The sequence below is a fragment of the Streptomyces altiplanensis genome, from assembly GCF_053591575.1.
Genome location: NZ_JBSFUB010000050.1, coordinates 27,715 through 50,658, shown reverse-complemented (window position 1 = coordinate 50,658; position 22,944 = coordinate 27,715). Strand labels below are relative to the sequence as shown.

Genomic DNA, 22,944 nt, shown 5'->3' with positions numbered 1-22,944 from the left:
ACGATGGGCTTCGCGCCGGCCGCCGAGTCGGCGGCCGGAGACGTACTGATCACCCGGGCCCACTCCTACCGCACCCCGCCGCGCACCGCCCCCGCGCCCGTCCCCGAGGGACCGCCGGCCCCGGACGACACGCTGCTGGGCGCCGCGCTGCGGGCGATCCGGGCCGGGGACATGGCGTCCACGGCGGTACGCAAGGAGACCCCGGCGGCCGCGTCGGGAACCGGGACGACGGCCCCCGGCGAGCTGCCGCGCACCACGTCCGCGGAGACGCTCGCCACGGTCCAGGCCGCCGCCCTCACCGGGTCCGCGGTGTGGATCGGTTACGTCAACGCGGACGGCGCGGCGAGCCAGCGCGTGATCGCGCCGGTGCGGGTGGAGGGCGGCTTCGTCACGGCGTACGACCACACGGCCGACGAGGTGCGGACGTACCCGCTGCACCGCATCACGGGCGTGGCGGAACTGGCGGACAGCCCGTAGGGGCGGGGCTCTGCCCCCGGGGCGGCGCCCCTGAACGCGGCGCCCCGGGACGCGGCGGAAGCCGGACCCGCCCCGGTGCGGTCACTGGCCGGAAGGCACCGCGTCTTCCCGCCCCCGCCCCCGCTCCCGCGGCGCACGCCGCACACGCACCGCCCGGCCGATCCTGCGGCCGAGGAGGAAGTAGCCGATGAGCGCGCCCGTCGTATTGAGGATCACGTCGTCGACGTCGAACGCCCGGCCCGTGACCATCGCGCCCTGCGCCAGCTCCACCAGCACCATCACCAGCACCGTGAGGACCACCACGCGCAGCAGCCGCAGCGAGCGCGGCACAAGCACCGGCAGCAGCAGCCCGAAGGGCATGCCCAGCAGCAGGTTGCCGCCGATCTGCTTGCACGCGGCGAGGAAGGTGTAGTCCTCGGCGTACTGCCGCAGTGAGGCGCCGGGCGTCAGATTGGTGGTGACCAGGTCTTCCGAGGCCTGCGAGGGAGCGAGGGTCAGCCGTGCCAGTACGGCCGAGAACAGGACGAGACCGACGAAGGCCGCGACCACCGCGAGGGCCCGCAGTACCGTCCGCCACCAGGGGACACGAGGTTCCGCTTCAGCTGTCATGGACATCCGTCTACCCGCGCTCCCGACCCGTATCGCACGCGGTACGGCACACTGGACGTTTGGCCGTACGGGCCGACCTGCCGCAGAAAGGGCCGAAACCCGCGTGAACGGACCCCTCATCGTCCAGAGCGACAAGACCCTGCTCCTGGAAGTCGACCACGAGCGCGCCGACGCCTGCCGCCGCGCCATCGCGCCCTTCGCCGAGCTGGAACGCGCCCCCGAGCACATCCACACCTACCGGGTGACGCCGCTCGGTCTGTGGAACGCGCGGGCCGCTGGGCACGACGCCGAGCAGGTCGTCGACGCGCTCGTCGAGTTCTCCCGCTACCCGGTCCCGCACGCGCTGCTCGTCGACGTCGCCGAGACGATGGCCCGCTACGGCCGTCTGACCCTCTCCAAGCACCCCGTGCACGGTCTCGTCCTGACGACCACCGACCGCCCGGTGCTGGAGGAGATCCTCCGCTCGAAGAAGGTCCAGCCGCTGGTCGGCGCCCGGATCGACGCGGACACGGTCGCCGTGCACCCCTCCGAGCGCGGCCAGATCAAGCAGACGCTGCTCAAGCTGGGCTGGCCGGCCGAGGACCTCGCGGGTTACGTCGACGGTGAGGCCCACGCGATCGACCTCGCGGAGGACGGCTGGGCGCTGCGCCCGTACCAGAAGCAGGCCGTCGAGGGCTTCTGGCACGGTGGCTCGGGCGTCGTGGTCCTGCCCTGCGGCGCGGGCAAGACGCTGGTCGGCGCGGGCGCGATGGCGCAGGCCAAGGCGACGACCCTGATCCTGGTCACGAACACCGTCTCGGCCCGCCAGTGGAAGCACGAGCTGGTGAAGCGCACGTCGCTGACCGAGGACGAGATCGGCGAGTACAGCGGTACGCGCAAGGAGATCCGCCCGGTCACCATCGCGACGTACCAGGTCCTGACGACGAGGCGGAAGGGCGTCTACCCGCACCTGGAACTCTTCGACTCCCGCGACTGGGGCCTGATCGTGTACGACGAGGTGCACCTGCTGCCCGCACCCGTCTTCAAGTTCACGGCCGACCTCCAGGCGCGGCGGCGCCTGGGTCTGACGGCGACGCTCGTGCGCGAGGACGGCCGCGAGTCGGACGTCTTCTCCCTCATCGGCCCGAAGCGTTTCGACGCCCCGTGGAAGGAGATCGAGGCGCAGGGCTACATCGCGCCCGCCGACTGCGTCGAGGTACGGGTCAACCTCACCGACGGCGAGCGGCTGGCCTACGCGACGGCCGAGGCGGAGGAGAAGTATCGGTTCTGCGCGACGACCGCGACCAAGCGGAAGGTGACGGAGGCGCTGGTACGGAAGTTCGCCGGCCAGCAGATCCTCGTCATCGGCCAGTACATCGACCAGCTCGACGAGCTGGGCGAGCACCTGGACGCACCGGTCATCAAGGGCGAGACGTCGAACGCGCAGCGCGAGAAGCTCTTCGACGCGTTCCGGCAGGGCGAGATCAGTGTGCTCGTCGTGTCGAAGGTCGCGAACTTCTCGATCGACCTGCCGGAGGCGACGGTCGCCATCCAGGTGTCGGGCACGTTCGGGTCGCGTCAGGAGGAGGCGCAGCGCCTGGGCCGGGTCCTGCGGCCGAAGTCGGACGGCCACCAGGCCCACTTCTACTCGGTGGTCGCGCGCGACACGATCGACCAGGACTTCGCGGCGCACCGCCAGCGGTTCCTGGCGGAGCAGGGCTACGCGTACCGGATCGTGGACGCGGACGAGCTGATGGCGGACGACGGCACCACGCCGTAACGCGGACCCGGGGCCCGGATCGCGGGCCCCGGGCCCCGGGCTTCGCGACCCGGTCTCGGGCCCGGTCCGGTTACCGCTGCCGCCCGGCCTCCTCCTCCTCGTGGGGGAACCGGGCGAGCGGGGCCTCGCGCTGGAAGAACGTCTTGGCGCGGATCGCCGCCCGCTCGTCGTCCCGGACCTGACCGGGCCGGGAGCCGTTGCCGAACAGCACCCCGCCGAACCGCATCCGCAGGTACGCCGCCGAGTGGTTGAGGGTGGTCGTCAGCCCGTCGGCGACGGCCTCGTCGTCGTCCGCCATGACCGTCACCCCCCACAGGGTCCGGCCGGCCATCCGCTCCTTGAAGTCCGAGGCGGGGTCCCTCAGCCAGCCCGACCAGTAGTCGAGGTAGCGCTTGGTCTGCGCGGAGAGCGTGTACCAGTACAGGGGTGAGGCGAGGACGATGTCGGTGGCCTCCAGCGTGGCCTGCCGCAGCGTCTCCTCGTTCTCCCCGGCGGGCCAGGTGTCGGTCTCGTGCCGTCCGTCCTGGAAGTCGGGCAACGGCAGCCGGGCCAGGTCCACCCAGCGCTGCGGGACACCGGCGGGCAGCTGCTCGGCGGCGGCCCGCGCGAGGATCTCGGTGTTGCCGTCGGGGCGGGAGCTGCCGAGGACGAAGAGGAACGAACGGTCCGTGCCGCGGGGCGTGTCGGTGGTCATGTCTGCTCCGGTCTCGGCCCCCTGGACGCGACCGCCGAAGGGGCGTGAAGCCGGCCGCGGCCCGGGGGAATCGGTGAGTCCCCGCTTCCAACTCCCTTTCTTCCGGGGCTATTCCGGCCGACGGCAGGCCGCTTCGCCCCGCCGGCCCTGTTCGCCCGTCACGCCCGCCGCGCCTGCCGCACCCGTCTTGCCCTCCTTGCCCGCCTTGCCCGTCCGGGTGATTCCGTCCCGTCCGGCGGCCCCGTCCGCCCCGGACGGGATTCCGGCCCGCCCGGGGACGCGGGAAGCCAGGAGGCCGAGCCGCCCGCCCCACCGCGGGCAGGGACGGGGCGCGGGAGGGACGGGGCCCGCCGGGCCCGCGCCGGCCCCGTCGCCGCGTACACCAGCAGGGCCAGCCCCAGCAGCGGGTACGGGGACGCGAGCGGCTGCTGCCACCACGGGAGCCGGAGATCCAGCGCCCCGTCGTGCGGCACCAGCCACAGCGTGCGCGCCGTGAAGGCGACGGCCACCGCTCCGGCCGCCCGCCACCGTCCCTCGGCGGCGAGCACCGCGAGCACCGGCACGCACCACACCCAGTGGTGGGACCAGCTGATCGGCGAGATCAGCAGCCCCGTCGCGGCGGCGGCCAGCACGCCCCACGGCTCGCGGCCCGCCACGACCGCCGCCCGGCGCGCGGCCCACAGCCCCGCCACCGCGACGCCCGCCGCTGCCGCGAGCCACACCGGGCCCGGCTCCGGGGTGTGCAGGACGCGGGCCAGCACCCCTTGCAGCGACTGGTTGTCGACGATCCACGCCTTGCCGACCCGGCCGGTCTCGAAGAGCCTGCGGGTCCAGAAGTCGACGCTGGCGTGCGGCAGTACGAGCGCGCCGAGCAGGGCCGTGCCGGTCAGCGACGCGAGGGCGGTGAGGCCGGCGCGTACCCGCCCCGTCAGCAGCAGGTACACGATGAAGATCGCGGGCGTCAGCTTGACGCCCGCCGCGACACCGAGCGCGAAGCCCTTGCCGATCGCGTCGTCCGTACGGGTCAGGTCCCAGAGGACGAGACAGGCGAGGGCGAGGTTGATCTGACCGAAGAGGATGGTCTGGAAGACCGGTTCGAGCCACAGGCCGAGCGCGGTGGCCGCGAGGACGAGGGCAGGCGTGGCGGGGAGCCGGGCGAACCGGCAGGAGAGGTGGACGAGGAGCGCGAGGAGCGCGGCGTTGCCGGCGGCGAAGGCGATCTTGAGGCCGCCCAGCGGCAGCCAGGTGGTCGGCACGAAGAGGATCGCGGCGAACGGCGGGTAGGTGGCGGGCAGTTGCCACTGGGTGACGGTGAATCCGTACAGATCGGTGCCGTTCGTGACCGCCGCGCCTTCCGCCCGGTAGACGAGGGCGTCGACCATGGGGATGTGCTGGAGTACGCACAGCGCGCCCAGCGCGGCCAGCGACACGGCGAGCAGGACACCGGCGGCGCCGGTGATGCCGTTGGCGCCGGTGTTGCCGTTGGCGCCGGTGTTGCCGTTGATGCCGGTGATGCCGTTGACGTCGGCGGGCGTCCGGGCCGGTACGCCCTGTGATCGGGATGTCACGCTGCGGAGTTCCACGGCCGCGACCCTAGTGGATCGGCGGGCGGACCCGCGGAGCCGCGTGGTCAGCGGCGCTTCACACCCGCTTCCTGTGCGTACTCGCCGAGGACGGCCACGCCGAACGCCGCGCCCACGAAGACCTTGACGGCGCGCAGGGCGTCACCGATCCGGTGGCCGGGGTGGGGGGCGGCGCCCGCGGCGGTCGCACCGGCGGGGCGGGTGTGGTGGGTGGAGGGGCCTGGGGTGAAGGTTGCTGAAGCCATATCTCCAGGATGAGGTCCGGACATTCTGCGCACAACGGTCTACGGGCTGAACTCCGGGCCCCCGCCCTCCTCCTGAGGGCCCCCTGCGACCCCGACTACGACCCCGACCCCGCCCCTGACCCCCACCCTGACGGCCGGCTCCGGGAGCCGCCGCCCGAGGCGGAAATCCATTGGCCCGCGGCGCGGCACCGCGGCTACAATCCCCGGTCTTCCCGCCTCCCTCCGTGGAGCGCCGCCGCCCGGACGGAAACCGGCCGGCCCACGTCGCGATCCCCCCGGAGGCAACACCGTGTCCGCGCCCAGTCCCAGCCATGCCCCCATCCCCGAGACCGAGCCCGGGACCAAGCCCTCGCCCGAGCCGGGGTCCGGTTCCGGCACCGGCACCGGCACCAGAACCGGAACCGATCCACTGAGCCGCGAGCGTGCCCACCTCACCGCCTCGCGCGCCGCGCTGCGCGCCATGCGCGAGGACGCCGAGGCCCTCGACATCCGCGACGTCACCGCCAACTGGGTGAACGCCGCCGTCCTCGGCGCCCAGATCGACGAACGCATCAAGTCGCTGGCCGACCTCTCCCACACCCCGCTCTTCTTCGGCCGCCTCGACTACCTCCACGCGGTCGGCGCGGACCGGGCCGAGGGCGCGGAGGGCGAGCGCTTCTACATCGGCCGGCGCCACGTCCACGACGCGGACGGCGATCCGATGGTCATCGACTGGCGCGCGCCCGTCTCCCAGCCCTTCTACCGGGCGTCCCGGAAGGACCCGCTGGACGTCGGGCTGCGCCGCCGCTTCGGTTACACGGCCGGCGAGCTCACGGCGTACGAGGACGAGCACCTCTCCGACCCGGCGGAGTCCGGGGAGCGGAGCAGCAAGCTGCTCCAGGCGGAGATCGAGCGCCCGCGCGTCGGCCCGATGCGGGACATCGTGGCGACGATCCAGCCCGAGCAGGACGAGATCGTACGGTCGGGCCTGTCCGGCAGCGTCTGCGTGCAGGGAGGGCCGGGGACCGGGAAGACGGCGGTGGGCCTGCACCGGGTCGCGTACCTCCTCTACGCGCACCGCGAGCGGCTGGCCAGGACCGGCACGCTGGTCATCGGCCCGAACAAGTCCTTCCTCCACTACATCGAGCAGGTCCTGCCCGCGCTGGGCGAGCTGGAGGTCAAGCAGGCCACGGTCGACGATCTGGTGGCGCCGCACGCCGGGGTGCGCGGCACGGACGGGGCGGACGCCGCGGTGATCAAGGGCGACGCGCGGATGGCGGAGGTCCTGCGGCGGGCGCTGCGCTCGCACGTCACCGTTCCCGCCGAGCCGGTGGTCGTGGTGCGCGGCTCGCGCCGCTGGCGGGTGCCGGCGTACGAACTGGAGGAGATCGTGAGCGAGCTGCTGGCCCGCGACATCCGTTACGGCGCCGCCCATGACGCGCTGCCGCGGCGCATCGCCCACGCGGTGCTCGTACGGATGGAGGAGGCGGGCGAGGCCCCCGACGACCGGGTGCAGGACACGGTGGCCCGCAACCCGGCGGTGAAGGCGGCCGTCAAGGCGGTCTGGCCGGCGGTCGACCCGGCGAAGCTGGTCCTGCGGCTGCTGTCGGACGCGGAGTTCCTGGCGGAGCACGCCGAAGGGCTGCTGAGCGCCGACGAGCAGAAGACGATCCTGTGGCCGAAGCCGCCCAGGAGCGTGAAGTCGGCGAAGTGGTCGGCGGCGGACGCGGTGCTCATCGACGAGGCGAGCGACCTGGTCTCGCGTACGCACTCGCTCGGCCATGTCGTACTCGACGAGGCGCAGGACCTGTCGCCGATGCAGTACCGCGCGGTGGGCCGCCGCTGCACGACGGGCTCGGCGACGGTACTGGGCGACCTGGCGCAGGGCACGACGCCGTGGGCCACCGCGGGCTGGGCCGAGGCGCTGCGGCACCTGGGCAAGCCGGACGCGGCGGTCGAGGAGCTGACGGCGGGCTTCCGGGTGCCGCGCGACGTCATCGCGTACGCGTCGCGGCTGCTGCCGTCGATCTCGCCGGGGCTGGCGCCGGTGTCGTCCGTGCGGGAGAGCCCCGGCTCGCTGTCGGTGCGGCGGGTGGAGTCCGGTGCGGTGGTGTCCGAAGCGGTGGTGTCGGCCTGCGCCGAGGCGCTGCGCCACGAGGGCTCGACGGGACTGATCGCGGCGGACGCGCGCATCCCGGAGCTGGCGGCGGCCCTTGCCGCGGCGGGCCACGCGTACCTCTCCCCCGGCGAGGAGACGACGGCGCGGGCGCGGCTGACGCTGGTGCCGGCGTCGCTGGCGAAGGGTCTGGAGTACGACTACGTGGTGCTGGACGAGCCGGCGGCGGTGGTGGAGGGCGAGCCGGACGAGCGGACGGGGCTGCGGCGGCTGTACGTGGCCCTGACCCGAGCGGTGTCGGGCCTCACCATCGTCCACCGGGCCCCTCTCCCGCCGGCCCTCGGCTGACCGGGGCACCGCCCCGGGCTCGGGCCCTGGACCGCCATCCGGGCGTGTCCTCAATCGCCGGACGGGCTCGATACGGCTGCGCCGGTTGCGCCCGTGCGGCAGCTTTCAGCCTGTCCGGCGCTTGGGAACCGGGGCCCGGGGCGGAGCCCCGGTCCGGGAAGGGGCGGGCAGGGGAACAGCTCCGCGCAGCGGCACCGCACCCCTGCACCCGCACCCCCGCACCCCCCTACGCGTCCAGCGTCGTCCGCCACGTCCGTACCGCCTCCGCCGACACCGGGCCCGTCCAGCCTCCCGGCCGCGCCGCCCCGCCGATGTGGAAGGCGTCGATGCCCGCCGCCCGCAGCTCCGGCAGGTGACCGAGGCGCAGGCCGCCCCCGACCAGGATCTGCGGCTCGTACCCCGGTGTGCCGCGCCGCGCCGCCTCCGCCACGAGCACCGGCAGGCCCGCGTCGACCCCCTCCGCCGCGCCGGCGGTCAGGTACGCGTCCAGGCCGGGCAGCTCCGCGAGCCGCTTGCGCAGCGCGTCGCGGTCCGCCGCGCGGTCGATCGCCCGGTGGAACGTCCAGCGGCATCCCTCGATCTCCGCCACGACCCGCTCGACGGCGACCAGGTCGGGGGTCCCGTCCGCGTCGAGGAAGCCCAGCACGAACTCGTCGGCCCCCTCCGCGCGCATCCCCCGCGCCGCCCGCACCAGCGCGTCGACGTCCCCCGCGGCGAATCCGTCCGTCAGCCGCAGCATCACGCGCAGCGGGATCTCCACCGCCGCGCGGATGCGTCCGAAGGTCTCGCGGGACGGGGTCAGGCCGTCCGCCGCCATGTCGGTGACCAGCTCCAGCCGGTCCGCCCCTCCGGACTGGGCGGCGATCGCGTCCTGCGCGTCGAGGGCGATCACCTCCAGGACTGCACGGTTGCTCATGGGACCTCATTCCTCGGGAACTCGGAAAACGGCGACTACAGGTCTAGTCCAATGTCCACCCTAGGGCCCACGCCCCGCCAGCGCATCAGCGCACGCCGGTGAAGACCACGGGGACACCGCGGGAACGCGACGGGCCCTCCTGAACCGGCGCGCCCGACGGCAGAATGAGGGACATGAACGCCACGGCCGACACCCCCGCCGACGACCGGCACCCCGCGCACGACGACCTGGTCCGCCGCTGGCTGGACACCGTCCCCGCCGGAGACGACGACCGGGCCGCCGACCCTCGCCCGTACGCCGAGAACCTCCTCGCCCGCTGGGCCGAACCGCAGCGCCGCTACCACTCCACCGACCACCTGGTCGCGGTCCTCGGCCACCTCGACACGCTCGCCGCCCACGCCGGCGACCCGGCCGCGGTCCGCCTCGCCGCCTGGTTCCACGACGCGGTCTACCGCCCCGACCGCTCCGAGAACGAGGAGCGCAGTGCCGTACTCGCCGAGCGCGCCCTGTCCGAGCTGGGTCTCGACGACGCCCGTACGGCCGAAGTCGCCCGCCTGGTCCGCCTCACCGCCGGCCACGACCCCGCCCCGGGCGACACCAACGGCGAGGCCCTGTGCGACGCGGACCTGGCGATCCTGGCCGCGCCCCCGGCGTCGTACGCCGCCTACGCCGCGGCGGTGCGCGAGGAGTACGGCTTCGTCCCCGACGACACGTTCCGCGAGGGCCGCGCCGCGGTGCTCCGGCAGCTCCTGGAGCTGCCCGCGCTGTTCCGCACGCCGCACGGGCGAGCGCAGTGGGAGGCGCGGGCGCGGCAGAACCTGACGACGGAGCTGGACCTGCTCACCGCCTGAGCCGGGGTGCCGGCGAAGCCGCCGGGAACACCGGCGGGAATGCGGGCGGCGTCAGTGGTGTTTTCAACTGCCATGCCTGACTCCGCCGATCGCCGCACCCGCATGCCCCTGGCCGTGTACATACTCGGAATGGCGGTCTTCGCCCTCGGAACGAGCGAGTTCATGCTCTCCGGGCTGCTGCCACCGATCGCCGACGACATGGGCGTGTCCATCCCCCGGGCCGGACTGCTGATCTCGGCCTTCGCCATCGGCATGGTGATCGGCGCGCCCCTGCTGGCCGTGGCCACACTGCGCCTCCCCCGCCGTACGACCCTGATCGCCCTGATCACGGTCTTCGGCCTCGGGCAGGTCGCCGGCGCGCTGGCCCCGACGTACGAGCTGCTCTTCGCCTCGCGCGTCGTGAGCGCCTTCGCGTGCGCCGGGTTCTGGGCGGTGGGGGCGGCGGTCGCCATCGCGATGGTGCCGGTGAACCACCGGGCGCGGGCGATGGCCGTCATGATCGGCGGCCTGAGCATCGCGAACGTGCTCGGTGTGCCCGCCGGCGCGTTCCTCGGCGAGCACTTCGGCTGGCGGTCGGCGTTCTGGGCGGTGGGCGCCGCCTCGGCCGTCGCGCTGGTGGGTGTCGTGACGCTGATCCCGCGCATCCCGCTGCCCGCCCGGAAGCCGCAGCTCAAGCGGGAGCTGGCGATCTACCGTGACGGCCAGGTCTGGCTCGCGATCGCCATCACGGCGCTCGCGGCGGGCGGCGTCTTCTGCGCCTTCAGCTACCTCGCGCCGCTGCTGACGGACGTGGCGGGCCTCGACGCCGGCTGGGTGCCGACGATCCTGGCGCTGTTCGGGATCGGCGCGCTGGTGGGTACGACCGTCGGCGGCCGGGTCGCCGACGCGCACCTCTTCGGCGTACTGATCAGCGGCATCGCGGCCTCGACGGTCTTCCTGGCCGTACTGGCCCTCTTCGCTTCGAGCGCGGTGGTGGCGGTGGCCCTGTCGTTCCTGCTCGGCCTCTCGGCGTTCTACACGGCGCCCGCGCTCAACGCCCGGATGTTCAACGTCGCCGGCGCGGCCCCCACCCTGGCGGGCGCGACCACGACGGCCGCCTTCAACCTGGGCAACACGGGCGGCCCCTGGCTCGGCGGCACGGTGATCGACGCGGGCTTCGGCTTCTCCTCGACGGCGTGGGCGGGCGCGGCGATGACGGTACTGGCACTGGTGGCGGTGGTGTTCTCGCTGCGGCTCCAGCGCGGAGGCGGCTCACGCCTGATCGCGGCGTCGGCGTCGGCGCCCGCACCGGTGCCCGCACCCGCCCCCGCCCCGGACACGGCCGCGACGCAGCGCACCGGCGCCTGAACGAACCCCCCGCACCCCGCCCCGGCCCCCGGCGTCCCCGGCCCCCGGACACCCTCCGGGGGTCACTCCGGCGCCGGCCGCCCCTTCGGCCGCCGCAGCCCCGCCGCGGTGAGCCGGCGCACCAGCTCCTTCGAGCCGACCTCCACCGCCCCCGCCGCCACCGCGTCCGCGTACCGCACGTCCGGCACGTCGTAGTGATCGCGCTCGAACGCCCGCGCCGGGCACCCGATGGCGGCCGCGAACGCGTGCAGTTCCTCGTACGAGACGTCGCTCACCAGGTGCGACCACATGCGGCCGTGCCCCGGCCAGGTCGGCGGGTCGATGTAGACCGTCACGTCAGGCCGCCGACCGGTGCCACCATGACGGCCGCCTTCGTGCACACCCAGTGCGGGTCGGCCCCCAGCTCCGGCTCGACCTCCAGGGCGTGCGGTTCCCCGTCCGCGCAGACCGGGCAGAGCGGCCAGCGGCCGTACCGCTCCAGAAGCGCGTCCTGCACGTCCTGGGCTATCAGCCCCGTCACGTACGCCGCGCCATCCGGCCACTGCTCCACCCACCACCGGCGTTGCGCGACCGCGTCCTCGACCATCGACACGACGTCCGCCTGAGCCACGTCACGGGCCGTGAGGTCGGCCATGACCAGGGCGCGGGCGACGTGCAGGGCCTGTTCGAGCGGGGACGTGAGGGGTTCCATGGAGCCATTGTCCCGCGCCCCGCACAGGGCGGACGTGGGGTTGACGGCCCACCGGCTCGAAAATATCTTTCAAGAGTGACCAATGAAGTGAAGGAAATTTTCACCGGGGCCGCCGGCACCACCGGCAGCGGCTCCGCCCCGCCCGCGCCCGCCGCCCTGGCCGCCAAGGTACGGACCCTCGCCCCGTCCATGACCCGCTCCATGCAGCGCGTCGCCGAGGCCGTCGCGGCCGACCCGGCCGGCTGCTCCGCCCTCACGGTCACCGGTCTCGCCGAGCTCACCGGCACCAGCGAGGCCACCGTCGTCCGTACCGCACGCCTCCTCGGCTACCCCGGCTACCGCGACCTGCGCCTCGCGCTCGCCGGGCTCGCCGCCCAGCAGCAGTCGGGCCGGGCGCCCGCCGTGACCGCCGACATCGCGGTCGACGACCCGATCGCCGACGTCGTCACCAAGCTGGCGTACGACGAGCAGCAGACCCTCGCCGACACCGCCGCCGGCCTGGACACCGTCCAGCTCGGCGCCGCCGTCACCGCCCTCGCCGGGGCCCGCCGCATCGACATCTACGGCGTCGGCGCCTCCTCCCTCGTCGGCATGGACCTCGCCCAGAAGCTGCTGCGCATCGGTCTCATCGCGCACGCGCACACCGACCCGCACCTGGCCGTCACCAACGCCGTGCAGCTGCGCTCCGGCGACGTGGCCGTGGCCATCACGCACTCGGGATCGACCGGTGACGTCATAGAACCCCTCCGCGTCGCCTTCGACCGGGGAGCGACGACGGTCGCGATCACGGGCCGCCCGGACGGGCCCGTGTCGCAGTACGCCGACCACGTCCTCACCACCTCGACCGCCCGCGAGAGCGAGCTGCGCCCGGCCGCCATGTCCAGCCGTACGAGTCAGCTCCTCGTCGTGGACTGCCTGTTCATAGGCGTGGCCCAGCGCACGTACGACACGGCCGCCCCCGCCCTCGCCGCCTCCTACGAGGCCCTCGCGCACCGCCACACCCCGCGCGGCAGCACCCGCTAGAAGCCAGCCTGTACGACGAGAAAGAGCCGCCCTCCTCATGACCTCCACCCGCGCGAACGCGAACTCCACCCCGGCCACGGACTCCCGGGGCACGGCCTCCCGGGACACGGACTCCCCCGGGGACTCCCGCACCTACGGCGAACTGCGCGCCCAGCTCGCCACCCTCACCACCGAGGCGTTCCGCCCCGAGCTCGCCGACATCGACCGGCTCCCGACGGCCGAGATCGCCCGCATCATGAACGGCGAGGACCGCACCGTCCCCGAGGCCGTCGCCGCCCAGCTCCCCCGCATCGCCGCCGCCATCGACGCCACCGCCGAGCGGATGGCCCGCGGCGGCCGCCTGGTCTACGCGGGCGCCGGCACGGCCGGGCGGCTGGGCGTGCTGGACGCGAGCGAGTGCCCACCCACCTTCAACACCGACCCGTCCGAGGTCGTCGGCCTGATCGCGGGCGGCCCGACCGCGATGGTCAAGGCCGTCGAGGGCGCGGAGGACTCCAGGGAGCTGGCGGCGGCGGACCTGGACGCCCTCGCCCTCACCCCGGACGACACCGTCGTCGGCATCTCGGCCTCCGGCCGCACCCCCTATGCCATCGGCGCCGTCGAACACGCCCGCGCCGCGGGGGCCCTCACCATCGGGCTGTCCTGCAACGCGGACAGCGCGCTCGCGGCCGCCGCCGAGCACGGCCTGGAGGTCGTCGTGGGCCCCGAGCTCCTCACGGGCTCCACCCGCCTCAAGGCGGGCACGGCCCAGAAGCTCGTCCTCAACATGATCTCGACCATCACGATGATCCGGCTCGGCAAGACGTACGGAAACCTCATGGTCGACGTCCGCGCCTCCAACGAGAAGCTGCGCGCCCGCTCCCGCCGCATCGTCGCCCTGGCCACCGGCGCGCAGGACGCGGAGATCGAGGCCGCGCTCACCGCCACCGACGGCGAGGTCAAGAACGCCATCCTCGTCCTCCTCTCCGGAGTCGACGGCCCCACCTCCGCCGCCCTGCTCGACGAAGCGCAGGGCCACCTCCGCGCCGCCCTCCGGGCCGCCCGTACCACCTGAACCACCCGCACCTCCTCCCCCCTCCCGCACAGCAAGGCACCCGCACCATGACCGAACCCAAGAACCGCGCCACCGCCGCCGCGATCCTTCCGCTCGTCGGAGGCGCGGGGAACGTCACCTCCATCGCCCACTGCATGACCCGGCTCCGCCTGGGCCTGCGCGACCGCACCCTCGTCCGGGACGAGGAACTGAAGGCACTGTCCGCCGTCATGGGCGTGGTCGAGGACGACACGTACCAGATCGTGCTCGGGCCGGGCACGGTCGCCCGGGTCACCCCGGAGTTCGAGGCCCTGGTGGCGGAGGAACGAGCGGCCGCCCCCGTCCCCACGGCCGCCCCCACCCCCACCGCCGGCGAACTGGCCGCACAGGGCGCCGCGATCAAGGACCGGCAGAAGGCGAGGAACGCCACCCCCTTCAAGCTGTTCCTGCGCAGGATCGCGAACATCTTCGTCCCGCTGATCCCGGCCCTGATCGGCTGCGGCATCATCGCCGGCCTCAACGGCCTGCTCATCAACCTGGGCTGGCTCCCCGCCGTCACCCCCGCCCTCGCCGCCATCGCGACCGGCTTCATGGCGCTGATCGCGGTCTTCGTGGGCCTGAACACGGCGAAGGAGTTCGGCGGTACGCCGATCCTGGGCGGCGCGGTCGCCGCGATCATCGTCTTCCCGGGCGTCGCCGACGCCGACGCCTTCGGCCAGTCGCTCTCCCCGGGCCAGGGCGGTGTGCTGGGCGCGCTCGGCGCGGCGGTCCTCGGGGTGTACGTCGAGAAATGGTGCCGCCGCTGGGTCCCGGAGTCCCTGGACGTCCTGGTCACCCCCACCCTCACGGTCCTGGTCTCCGGCCTCGTCACCGTCTTCGGCCTGATGTTCGTGGCCGGTGAGATCTCCACGGCCATCGGCGACTTCGCCGGCTGGCTGCTGTCCACCGGCGGCGTGGCCGCCGGCTTCGTCCTCGGCGGCCTGTTCCTCCCCCTCGTGATGCTGGGCCTGCACCAGGCCCTGATCCCCATCCACGCCACCCTCATCGAGCAGCAGGGCTTCACCGTCCTCCTGCCGATCCTCGCCATGGCGGGCGCGGGCCAGGTCGGCGCGGCCGCCGCGGTCTATCTCCGCCTCCCCCGCAACACCTCGATCCGCCGCACCATCAGGTCCGCGATCGCGCCCGGTTTCCTGGGCGTGGGCGAGCCCCTGATCTACGGCGTCTCGCTCCCCCTGGGCCGCCCGTTCGTCACCGCGTGCGTCGGCGGCGCCTTCGGCGGCGGCGTCGTGGGCCTGCTCAACCAGCTCGGCGACTCGGTGGGCTCGACGGCCATCGGCCCGTCCGGCTGGGCCCTGTTCCCCCTCCTCGACGGCGACAAGAGCCTGGCCACGGTCGCCGCGATCTACGCCGCCGGCCTGGTCGTCGGCTACGTCACGGGCTTCCTGGCCACGTACTACTTCGGCTTCACCCAGCAGATGCTGACCGACCTCAACGTCTCCACGGACGCCCCCGAGACGCCCCCGGTGGCCGGCTCCTCGACGCCGGCACCCCCGCAGCAGGAACCGTCGCGGGCCTGAAAGCACGAACGAAAAGGGCGGCATCTCGACCTCATGGAAGTGGAGATGCCGCCCTCACGATTGCTCAACGCGGCCCGCCGCCCGTCACGGCTTGAGCCCGTGCAGGACGGCGGCGAGCCGCATCGCCGTGTCGAGGTTGCACCGCCCCAGGTCCACCAGCGGGTACGGCGCCTCGCTCGCCAGCGACACCACGTCCACCCGCAACGACGGCAGCGTCACCGACACCACCTCCAGGCCCTCCTGCAACTGCCGCACCACTTCTTCGGCCGCCCGCAGCCGCTCCGACGATCGCACCACCATGACCAGGCACCTCCGCACACTGAGTGTTCGCTTTCCTCACACAGCGTGTCCGAGCGCGCACTAGCCTGACCAGTAGCGGCAGCCCAACAAACCCACCTGTCGCACAGGGAGTTGCCATGCCCGGACCCAAGGGACTCGACCCGTCCTCCTCCCCCCGAGCCCTGCTCGGCGCGGAACTGCGCCACGCCCGCGAGAAGGCCGGCCTCACTCAGGAGGAGCTGGGCCAGCCGTTGTTCGTGAGCGGCTCGTTCATCGGCCAGCTGGAGGCGGGCACGCGCCGGATGATGCCCGAGTACGCGGTGAAGATAGACGAAGTCCTGGGCACGGGCGGCTTCTTCGAGCGGAACTGCAAGGCGTCGACGAAGTCGAAGTACCCGGACCACTTCGCGGAAGCGGCCGAGGCGGAAGCGATCGCGACGGCGATCAAGGAGTACGCACCGCTGCTGATCCCGGGCCTGTTGCAGACGGAGGCGTACGCGAGGGCGATCTTCCGCGCGTACCAGCCAACGGCTACGGAGGCGGTCATCGACGAGCTGGTGACGGCGAGGCTGGAGCGCTCGCACCTGCTCGACGATCCAGCAAAGCCGTTGTTGTGGACGGTCCTGGACGAGGCGGTACTGCGCCGCAAGGTCGGCGAGCCCGCCGACATGGCGGAGGCGCTGCGCCATGTGACGGCGATGGTCCGGCGCCACCGGGTCATCGTGCAGGTGCTGCCGTTCGATGCGGGTGCCCACGCGGCCCTGAATGGCTTCCTCAAGCTGATGGCCTTCGAGGACGCGCCTCCTCTCGCCTACATCCAAGGCCTAGGAACAGGGCAGTTGCAGGACGATCCGGCCACCGTCGCCCGCCACGAACTGACCTACGATTTGGTCAGGGCCATGGCGCTGTCACCCAAGGAATCCCTGGCTCTGATCGATTCAGTGGCGGAGGATTACGCGCATGAAGATCAATCCTGAGTACGACCTCTCCACGGCGACCTGGCACAAGTCCAGTTACAGCGGCGGAGACGGCGGCGACTGCCTGGAGGTCGCCACCTGGCGCAAGTCCACCCACAGCGGTGGCGAGGGCGGCAACTGCCTCGAAGTAGCCGACGGCCACCCCGGCATCGTCCCCGTCCGCGACTCCAAGACCCCCGACGCTCCGGCGCTCGTGTTCCGGGCCGCCGCCTGGTCCGCCTTCGTCGCGGACCTCAAGCGGCGCTGAGGGGCGTCCGACAGTTCGGGCAACGCGTGAAGGGGCCGGGAAGGGGGAACTTCCCGGCCCCTTAGCGCGTTGCGGAGGGCGTCCTGATCGTTCGATGTGTGACACGACAGCGGTGCTGTCGTCGGGGGAAGTGAGCAAACCATGCCCATGGTGGGCCTGTTCTGGATCGCCGAGGGCGATGTGTACGTGGGCGCGAAGCCGTCCGGTCTGGCTCCCGGGGTACGCCTGACCCCCGAGGGCGTGGTGGCCCTCGGCGACGGGCAGTCCGGCCTCCACCTGTGGGAGGACGTACGTGCCCTGACGGTGGCGGACGTCCCCGTGAAAACCCTGAAGCGCCAGATCGGCGCGGTCAAGGACATGGCGCTGGACACAGTGATGAACCTGGCTCTGTCCATAGGCCCGGGCTGGACGGACGAGATCCCGCCGATGATGACGGTGGGCGTGGAAACACCCGGCGGTGAACACGAGTTGACCGCCTACGCGGCCGCGGCCGTCGGTTACTCCCCGACAGAGATAGACCTCTCCCGGACCCTCCTGTCCCGCCTCACGGAGGGCGCCGCGACGATGGCCACGACGCTGGCGGCGATGTCGGAGTGGGGCCGCGCGTGGGAGGGGAGCGCGCCCCGGGGGGCGGAGCGGGAGGAGCTGTTGCGGAGGTGGGTGGACTAGGGCCCTGCGCTCCTCGGCCTGAGTGATGGGCGAGTTCCTGGACGAGGTACTGCCCGGGCTCCTCGTCCAGGACTGGAAGCCTGACTCGAAGGGCCAGGGCCTGCCCGGAGGGGCAAGGCCGGAGCCATGAGCGGATCGCTGCGACGGTGCTGGTTCCGTGGAAGACGTAGCCCCGCTTGCCGGGCCTCGTGGCCACGGACCAGGATCCACCGCTTCCTGACGGGAGCACGGAAGGTGTCCGAGGCCGACCGCCGGCCTCACGACCGCGCCCGGCAGTCGGGCGGATACGGACCTGTCCGCAGGAATCAATCCCCGTCCGGCAGCGCTCCTCCTTCTTGGATCACCCTGTGGTGCCCGGCCGCGGTCATCGCGGTTCAGTGCCTGCCATATTGAGGTTGAGGAGAGCCGGCATGTCCTTCACACCGTCCGCCTCCGAGCGCGTACGCGTCTCCGCGGACCCCGACTGGTACGAATCCGCCGGCATCTCGCTCGGGGTCCGGGTGGGGAACCTGGTCTTCGTATCGGGGCAGGCCCCCATCGACGAGCATGGCGCCACCGTCGGGGTCGGGGACTTCGAGGCCCAGGCCCGCCAGGCCCTTGCCAACCTGTCGACGGTGTTGACGAACGCGGGTTCCAGCCTCGCCGAGACGGTCAAGGCAACCGTGTTCGTCACCGACATCACCCAGCAGGACGTCTTCTCCAAGCTGCGCGCGGAGCACTTCCCGGACAAGCCTCACCCTGCGGAGTCCTTCGTCGAGGTCTCCTCGCTGGCCAGTCCGGAGTGGATGATCGAGATCGAGGCGATCGGGCTGATCCGGTAACCCGGCGCGAAGTCCGGCCAAGGGAGCCGCTGCCGCCATGAACCGTCCGGCCGGCCCCCGTCCACCACGCCGCATCGACCGTGCGACGACTGCACCCTGACCGTACGCGGTGAGCCGCAGGACGCGACGTACCAGCAGCACCCGTCCTGCCCCGTGGGCATGCCCCTCGCGCCCCGGGAAGCCCAAGGACTTCGCCCGCCGAAACGCCACCGGGGCGGCACCCCCGAAGGGATGCCGCCCCGGTGCTGCGGGACAGATGATCGAACGAGTCGATCAGAAGTCCATGTCACCGCCCGGCATGCCGCCGCCCGCGGGGGCACCGGCCTTCTCGGGCTTGTCGGCGATGACCGCCTCCGTGGTGAGGAACAGCGCGGCGATCGACGCGGCGTTCTGCAGAGCGGAGCGCGTGACCTTCGCCGGGTCGATGATGCCCTCGGCGATCATGTCGACGTACTCGCCGGTCGCGGCGTTCAGGCCGTGACCGATCGGCAGGTTGCGCACCTTCTCGACGATGACGCCACCCTCGAGGCCACCGTTGACGGCGATCTGCTTGAGCGGGGCCTCCAGCGCGAGACGCACGGCGTTGGCGCCGGTCGCCTCGTCGCCCGAGAGCTCGAGCTTCTCGAAGACGGCCGTGGCCTGGAGCAGAGCCACGCCACCACCGGCGACGATGCCCTCCTCGACGGCGGCCTTGGCGTTGCGCACCGCGTCCTCGATGCGGTGCTTGCGCTCCTTGAGCTCGACCTCGGTGGCGGCACCGGCCTTGATGACGGCCACGCCGCCGGCCAGCTTCGCCAGGCGCTCCTGGAGCTTCTCGCGGTCGTAGTCCGAGTCGGAGTTCTCGATCTCGGCACGGATCTGGTTGACGCGGCCCTGGACCTGGTCGCTGTCACCGGCGCCGTCGACGATCGTCGTCTCGTCCTTGGTGATGACGACCTTGCGGGCGCGGCCGAGCAGGTCGAGACCGGCGTTCTCCAGCTTGAGGCCGACCTCCTCGGAGATGACGGTGCCACCGGTGAGGATGGCGATGTCGCCGAGCATGGCCTTGCGGCGGTCACCGAAGCCCGGAGCCTTGACGGCGACGGACTTGAAGGTGCCACGGATCTTGTTGACGACGAGCGTGGACAGCGCCTCGCCCTCGACGTCCTCCGCGATGATCAGCAGCGGCTTGCCCGACTGCATGACCTTCTCCAGCAGCGGAAGGAGGTCCTTCACGTTGGAGATCTTGGAGTTGACGATCAGGATGTACGGGTCGTCGAGCGACGACTCCATGCGCTCCATGTCGGTGGCGAAGTACGCCGAGATGTAGCCCTTGTCGAAGCGCATGCCCTCGGTGAGCTCAAGCTCCAGACCGAAGGTCTGCGACTCCTCGACGGTGATGACGCCTTCCTTGCCGACCTTGTCCATCGCCTCGGCGATGAGCTCGCCGATCTGGGTGTCGGCGGCGGAGATGGAGGCCGTGGAAGCGATCTGCTCCTTGGTCTCCACGTCCTTGGCCTGCTCAAGGAGAGCGGCGGAGACGGCCTCGACGGCCTTCTCGATGCCGCGCTTGAGGGCCATCGGGTTGGCGCCGGCGGCGACGTTGCGCAGGCCCTCGCGGACCAGAGCCTGGGCGAGGACGGTCGCGGTCGTCGTGCCGTCACCGGCGACGTCGTCGGTCTTCTTCGCGACTTCCTTGACCAGCTCGGCGCCGATCTTCTCGTACGGGTCCTCGAGCTCGATCTCCTTGGCGATGGAAACACCATCGTTGGTGATCGTGGGGGCGCCCCACTTCTTCTCGAGGACGACGTTGCGGCCCTTGGGGCCGAGGGTGACCTTGACGGCGTCGGCGAGCTGGTTCATCCCGCGCTCGAGACCGCGCCGTGCCTCCTCGTCGAACGCGATGATCTTGGCCATGTGAAGTGGTCCTCCCGGACTGGGGTGGATTCTCCGGACCGAGTGGCGCCCGCGACGGACGGCCAGCCTGCCTGGTGGTTTTCCTTGTCCCACCCGGCCTGCGGGCCTCACCGGCCCGGTCCTTCTGTCACTCTCACTGGGAGAGTGCTAACAGTGCTAACGCCAATGATTAGCACTCGACCCCTTCGAGTGCAAGCGTCCCCCTCCGATGTGGACAGACGGTCCGGGGACACGCGGCACGCAGGAAGGGCCTGCACCCGGTGTGGGTGCAGGCCCTTCCTGCGTGAGTGCGTCGGTGGCCGATCGCGCCGGGATCAGACGGCGAGCTTGACCATGTCCGCCTGCGGACCCTTCTGGCCCTGCGAGATCTCGAACTCGACTCGCTGACCTTCTTCAAGGGTGCGGTAACCGTCCATCTGGATCGCGCTGTAGTGGACGAAAACATCCGCACCACCGTCGACCGCGATGAAGCCGTACCCCTTCTCCGCGTTGAACCACTTGACGGTGCCCTGAGCCATGCCTAACTCCCCTATTACTGGCCCTTGCACGGGACCGCACTTCGCGGACCCGGGTCAGATCTCCACCCTCCGACAGGAGAGGGCGTGCGCCGGAACGCGTCGACCGCGGCTGAATGTATCCGCCCAACTGCCCTCTGCAACAGGTCAATCGGGCGAGAAATCTGGGCGCGGCCGAACACTCGAATATGAGGAATTCCCTGGTTTCCAGGGCAAGTCGGGCCGGACAAGGCGCGCATTGGCGGCAATCGGCTCGAACACTTTGGCTGCTTCTTGTCGCACGGGGACGCATTCTCATATGCGTCCGGCAAAGGCAGCGGAGGGGGTTTCCCCAACTCTACCCCGCTCAACCCTGCAGAATTGCCCCCTCCGCTTCTGTGGCGGAGGGGGCAAGGCGCGTGACGAGGGCGGTGCGGCGGCGGATCAGCCTCCGGCGACGGCCGGGATGATCGAGACGCCTGCGCCGTCCGGCGTGGCCGTCTCCAGGCCCTGCTCGAAGCGCACGTCGTCGTCGTTCACGTACACGTTCACGAAGCGGCGCAGCTTGCCCTGGTCGTCCAGGACCCGGGCCGCGATGCCCGCGTGGTTCTTCTCCAGGTCGGCGATGACCTCGGCGAGGGTCGCGCCCTCGGCCGCGACCTCGGCCCTGCCGTCCGTGTACGTACGGAGAATCGTCGGAATGCGGACGTTGACACTCATGCGAGGCCAGCCTCTCGGAAAGAGTCCAGGTTGGGGCGGATGACGGCGGACTGGCCCGTGGTCGGGGCCACCGCCTCAAGGGTCTTCAGGCCGTCGCCCGTGTTGAGCACGACGGTCGTGAGGGCCGGGTCCAGCAGGCCGGCCTCGATGAGCTTCCTGGTGACGCCGACGGTCACGCCGCCCGCGGTCTCCGCGAAGATGCCCTCCGTCTCGGCCAGCAGCTTGATCGACTCGACGACCTGCTCGTCGTCGACGTCCTCGACCGCGCCGCCCGTGCGGCGGGCGATGTCCAGGACGTACGGGCCGTCGGCCGGGTTGCCGATCGCCAGCGACTTGGCGATCGTGTTCGGCTTCTGCGGCCGTACGACGTCGTGCCCGGCCTTGAAGGCCGTCGACACCGGGGAGCAGCCCTCCGCCTGGGCGCCGAAGATCTTGTACGGCTTGTCCTCGACCAGGCCCAGGGCGATGAGCTCCTTGAGCCCCTTGTCGATCTTCGTGAGCTGCGAGCCCGAGGCGATCGGGATGACGAGCTGGTCCGGGATCTCCCAGCCCAGCTGCTCGCAGATCTCGTACGCCAGGGTCTTGGAGCCCTCGCCGTAGTACGGGCGCAGGTTGACGTTGACGAATCCCCAGCCCTCACCCAGCGGGTCGCCGATGAGCTCGGAGCAGAAACGGTTGACGTCGTCGTAGTTTCCCTCGATGCCGACCAGGTCGCCACCGTAGACGGAGGCCATGACGACCTTGCCCTGCTCCAGGTCGTGCGGGATGAACACGCAGGAGCGGAAGCCGGCCCGCGCGGCGGCGGCGCCGACCGCGCCGGCGAGGTTGCCGGTGGAGGAGCAGGAGAGCGTGGTGAAGCCGAACGCGCGTGCGGCCTCGACGGCGATGGCGACGACGCGGTCCTTGAAGGAGTGCGTCGGGTTGCCGGAGTCGTCCTTGACGTACAGACCACCGGTGACACCCAGCTCGCGGGCCAGGTTGTCGGCCTTGACGAGCTTGGTGAAGCCCGGGTTCAGGCTGGGCTTGGACGCCACGTCGGCGGGCACGGGCAGCAGCGGCGCGTAGCGCCAGATGTTGTCCGGTCCGGCCTCGATCCGCTTGCGCAGCGCCTCGGCGTCACCGAGCGGGAGGTCGTAGGCGACCTCGAGAGGACCGAAACAGGAAGAACAGGCGAAGATCGGGCCGAGTTCGAATCGCTCTCCGCACTCGCGGCAGGAAAGCGCGGTGGCGGGGCCCAGGTCTACGGGCTGGGAATGCGAGTCGGTGGCGCTTGCATCGGTTTCGACGGTCTGCACAGCCATGGTGGCGAGGCCCTTTCTCCTCATCTTCCCCACGGCGCGTTTCGCCGTGAGACGGAATTGGCACCGTCCCCACCGTTACCTCGCGGTCGGCGGGATGGTTGCCGGGACTTCAACGGGCCGTTCCCTCTGTCCCTCTGGATGAGCGCTATGGCGGCGGGTCTGGACCCGGCGCATTTGTGTCCGCGAGACCCCCCGAGATGCGAGGGCGGTCCGCGTTGTTCAAGACTGTAACCGAAGCCCCGGGCGGCGGAGACAGTCGTCCGCACCGCGAGATGACTGTATTGATATGCCG

At 71.9% G+C, this 22,944-nt stretch carries 24 protein-coding genes, 1 pseudogene and 1 riboswitch; of the genes and pseudogenes, 13 read left to right on the top strand and 12 right to left on the bottom strand.

Translation table 11 applies throughout. From position 1 onward, the window contains the following. On the top strand, positions 1–477 hold a 477-nt coding region (locus ACWD0Y_RS21720; protein WP_450261969.1), incomplete at its 5' end, for a WYL domain-containing protein. An 81-nt stretch (positions 478–558) separates the two neighbouring features. Here the strand turns inward: ACWD0Y_RS21720 and ACWD0Y_RS21715 are convergent. After that, a complete protein-coding gene (locus ACWD0Y_RS21715) occupies positions 559–1,086 on the bottom strand; it encodes a VanZ family protein (protein ID WP_450261968.1) in 528 nt (175 codons plus the stop codon). Positions 1,087–1,189: 103 nt separating this feature from the next. Between ACWD0Y_RS21715 and ACWD0Y_RS21710 the strand changes: the two genes are divergently transcribed. Next, positions 1,190–2,845 carry a DNA repair helicase XPB gene (locus tag ACWD0Y_RS21710; protein ID WP_450261967.1) on the top strand — a complete coding sequence of 552 codons (1,656 nt, stop codon included), beginning with the start codon at positions 1,190–1,192 and terminating at the stop codon, positions 2,843–2,845. A gap of 70 nt (positions 2,846–2,915) precedes the next feature. Here the strand turns inward: ACWD0Y_RS21710 and ACWD0Y_RS21705 are convergent, their stop codons facing one another. The 3 genes from ACWD0Y_RS21705 to ACWD0Y_RS21695 all read right to left on the bottom strand — a co-directional run bounded on the left by ACWD0Y_RS21705 (position 2,916) and on the right by ACWD0Y_RS21695 (position 5,367). Continuing rightward, entirely contained in the window at positions 2,916–3,539 is a 624-nt protein-coding gene (locus tag ACWD0Y_RS21705) for a flavodoxin family protein (RefSeq protein ID WP_450261966.1), read from the bottom strand. A 158-nt stretch (positions 3,540–3,697) separates the two neighbouring features. Further along, a complete protein-coding gene (locus ACWD0Y_RS21700; RefSeq protein WP_450261974.1) occupies positions 3,698–4,978 on the bottom strand; it encodes a glycosyltransferase 87 family protein in 1,281 nt (426 codons plus the stop codon). A 191-nt stretch (positions 4,979–5,169) separates the two neighbouring features. Then, complete coding sequence (locus tag ACWD0Y_RS21695) at positions 5,170–5,367, bottom strand: hypothetical protein (protein ID WP_450261965.1); 198 nt, start codon at positions 5,365–5,367, stop codon at positions 5,170–5,172. Positions 5,368–5,656: 289 nt separating this feature from the next. On the opposite strand from ACWD0Y_RS21695, the gene ACWD0Y_RS21690 reads away from it, so the two are divergent. After that, a complete protein-coding gene (locus ACWD0Y_RS21690) occupies positions 5,657–7,810 on the top strand; it encodes a HelD family protein (protein WP_450261964.1) in 2,154 nt (717 codons plus the stop codon). Positions 7,811–8,036: 226 nt separating this feature from the next. Here the strand turns inward: ACWD0Y_RS21690 and ACWD0Y_RS21685 are convergent, their stop codons facing one another. Next, positions 8,037–8,726 (bottom strand): copper homeostasis protein CutC, encoded by a 690-nt coding sequence (locus ACWD0Y_RS21685; RefSeq protein ID WP_450261963.1) that lies wholly within the window; start codon positions 8,724–8,726, stop codon positions 8,037–8,039. Positions 8,727–8,899: 173 nt separating this feature from the next. Here ACWD0Y_RS21685 and ACWD0Y_RS21680 point away from each other — a divergent pair, with 173 nt between their 5' ends. After that, complete coding sequence (locus ACWD0Y_RS21680) at positions 8,900–9,577, top strand: HD domain-containing protein (protein WP_450261962.1); 678 nt, start codon at positions 8,900–8,902, stop codon at positions 9,575–9,577. Positions 9,578–9,679: 102 nt separating this feature from the next. Further along, the gene (locus ACWD0Y_RS21675; RefSeq protein WP_450261973.1) at positions 9,680–10,924 is read left to right on the top strand and encodes a Cmx/CmrA family chloramphenicol efflux MFS transporter; all 1,245 of its coding nucleotides are present in this window, start codon (positions 9,680–9,682) and stop codon (positions 10,922–10,924) included. A gap of 62 nt (positions 10,925–10,986) precedes the next feature. On the opposite strand, the gene ACWD0Y_RS21670 is transcribed toward ACWD0Y_RS21675, so the two are convergent. After that, a complete protein-coding gene (locus ACWD0Y_RS21670; RefSeq protein WP_093800311.1) occupies positions 10,987–11,259 on the bottom strand; it encodes a DUF4031 domain-containing protein in 273 nt (90 codons plus the stop codon). Further along, positions 11,256–11,615, bottom strand: a complete 360-nt coding sequence (locus ACWD0Y_RS21665) for a hypothetical protein (protein WP_450261961.1) — start codon at positions 11,613–11,615, stop codon at positions 11,256–11,258. The genes ACWD0Y_RS21670 and ACWD0Y_RS21665 overlap by 4 nt, the downstream gene beginning before the upstream one ends. Positions 11,616–11,690: 75 nt before the next feature. Between ACWD0Y_RS21665 and ACWD0Y_RS21660 the strand changes: the two genes are divergently transcribed. The 3 genes from ACWD0Y_RS21660 to ACWD0Y_RS21650 are packed head-to-tail and all read left to right on the top strand — an operon-like array spanning position 11,691 to position 15,248. After that, positions 11,691–12,638 (top strand): MurR/RpiR family transcriptional regulator, encoded by a 948-nt coding sequence (locus ACWD0Y_RS21660; protein WP_093800309.1) that lies wholly within the window; start codon positions 11,691–11,693, stop codon positions 12,636–12,638. 37 nt (positions 12,639–12,675) lie between these two features. Next, positions 12,676–13,692, top strand: coding sequence for an N-acetylmuramic acid 6-phosphate etherase (murQ, locus tag ACWD0Y_RS21655; protein ID WP_450261960.1), 1,017 nt, complete (start codon positions 12,676–12,678; stop codon positions 13,690–13,692). A 47-nt stretch (positions 13,693–13,739) separates the two neighbouring features. Next, positions 13,740–15,248: a PTS transporter subunit EIIC gene (locus ACWD0Y_RS21650; protein ID WP_450261959.1), complete on the top strand. Its 1,509-nt coding sequence runs from the start codon at positions 13,740–13,742 to the stop codon at positions 15,246–15,248. A gap of 84 nt (positions 15,249–15,332) precedes the next feature. On the opposite strand, the gene ACWD0Y_RS21645 is transcribed toward ACWD0Y_RS21650, so the two are convergent. Continuing rightward, a complete protein-coding gene (locus ACWD0Y_RS21645) occupies positions 15,333–15,548 on the bottom strand; it encodes a hypothetical protein (protein WP_450261958.1) in 216 nt (71 codons plus the stop codon). A 116-nt stretch (positions 15,549–15,664) separates the two neighbouring features. On the opposite strand from ACWD0Y_RS21645, the gene ACWD0Y_RS21640 reads away from it, so the two are divergent. The 5 genes and pseudogenes from ACWD0Y_RS21640 (at position 15,665) to ACWD0Y_RS21620 (ending at position 18,241) form a co-directional block, all read left to right on the top strand. Continuing rightward, a complete protein-coding gene (locus ACWD0Y_RS21640; RefSeq protein WP_450261957.1) occupies positions 15,665–16,504 on the top strand; it encodes a helix-turn-helix domain-containing protein in 840 nt (279 codons plus the stop codon). After that, on the top strand, positions 16,488–16,751 hold the full coding sequence (locus ACWD0Y_RS21635; protein ID WP_450261956.1) for a DUF397 domain-containing protein: 264 nt from the start codon (positions 16,488–16,490) through the stop codon (positions 16,749–16,751). Before ACWD0Y_RS21640 ends, ACWD0Y_RS21635 begins: the two co-directional genes overlap by 17 nt. Positions 16,752–16,892: 141 nt before the next feature. Further along, the gene (locus ACWD0Y_RS21630) at positions 16,893–17,420 is read left to right on the top strand and encodes a hypothetical protein (protein WP_450261955.1); all 528 of its coding nucleotides are present in this window, start codon (positions 16,893–16,895) and stop codon (positions 17,418–17,420) included. Between the two features lies 1 nt (position 17,421). Then, a pseudogene (locus ACWD0Y_RS21625) lies at positions 17,422–17,550 on the top strand (GNAT family N-acetyltransferase); the annotation flags it as partial. Positions 17,551–17,830: 280 nt separating this feature from the next. Beyond that, positions 17,831–18,241: a RidA family protein gene (locus ACWD0Y_RS21620; protein ID WP_450261954.1), complete on the top strand. Its 411-nt coding sequence runs from the start codon at positions 17,831–17,833 to the stop codon at positions 18,239–18,241. A 273-nt stretch (positions 18,242–18,514) separates the two neighbouring features. Here ACWD0Y_RS21620 and groL read toward each other — a convergent pair whose 3' ends face one another. The 4 genes from groL to thrC all read right to left on the bottom strand — a co-directional run bounded on the left by groL (position 18,515) and on the right by thrC (position 22,652). Next, positions 18,515–20,137, bottom strand: a complete 1,623-nt coding sequence (gene groL / locus ACWD0Y_RS21615; RefSeq protein ID WP_093800300.1) for a chaperonin GroEL — start codon at positions 20,135–20,137, stop codon at positions 18,515–18,517. Between the two features lie 314 nt (positions 20,138–20,451). Continuing rightward, complete coding sequence (locus ACWD0Y_RS21610) at positions 20,452–20,655, bottom strand: cold-shock protein (RefSeq protein ID WP_005315736.1); 204 nt, start codon at positions 20,653–20,655, stop codon at positions 20,452–20,454. A gap of 420 nt (positions 20,656–21,075) precedes the next feature. After that, complete coding sequence (locus tag ACWD0Y_RS21605) at positions 21,076–21,351, bottom strand: MoaD/ThiS family protein (RefSeq protein WP_093800299.1); 276 nt, start codon at positions 21,349–21,351, stop codon at positions 21,076–21,078. Beyond that, the gene (gene thrC / locus ACWD0Y_RS21600) at positions 21,348–22,652 is read right to left on the bottom strand and encodes a threonine synthase (RefSeq protein ID WP_450261953.1); all 1,305 of its coding nucleotides are present in this window, start codon (positions 22,650–22,652) and stop codon (positions 21,348–21,350) included. Before thrC ends, ACWD0Y_RS21605 begins: the two co-directional genes overlap by 4 nt. 17 nt (positions 22,653–22,669) lie before the next feature. Beyond that, a riboswitch (SAM riboswitch) is annotated at positions 22,670–22,797 on the bottom strand. Positions 22,798–22,944: the final 147 nt, after the last annotated feature.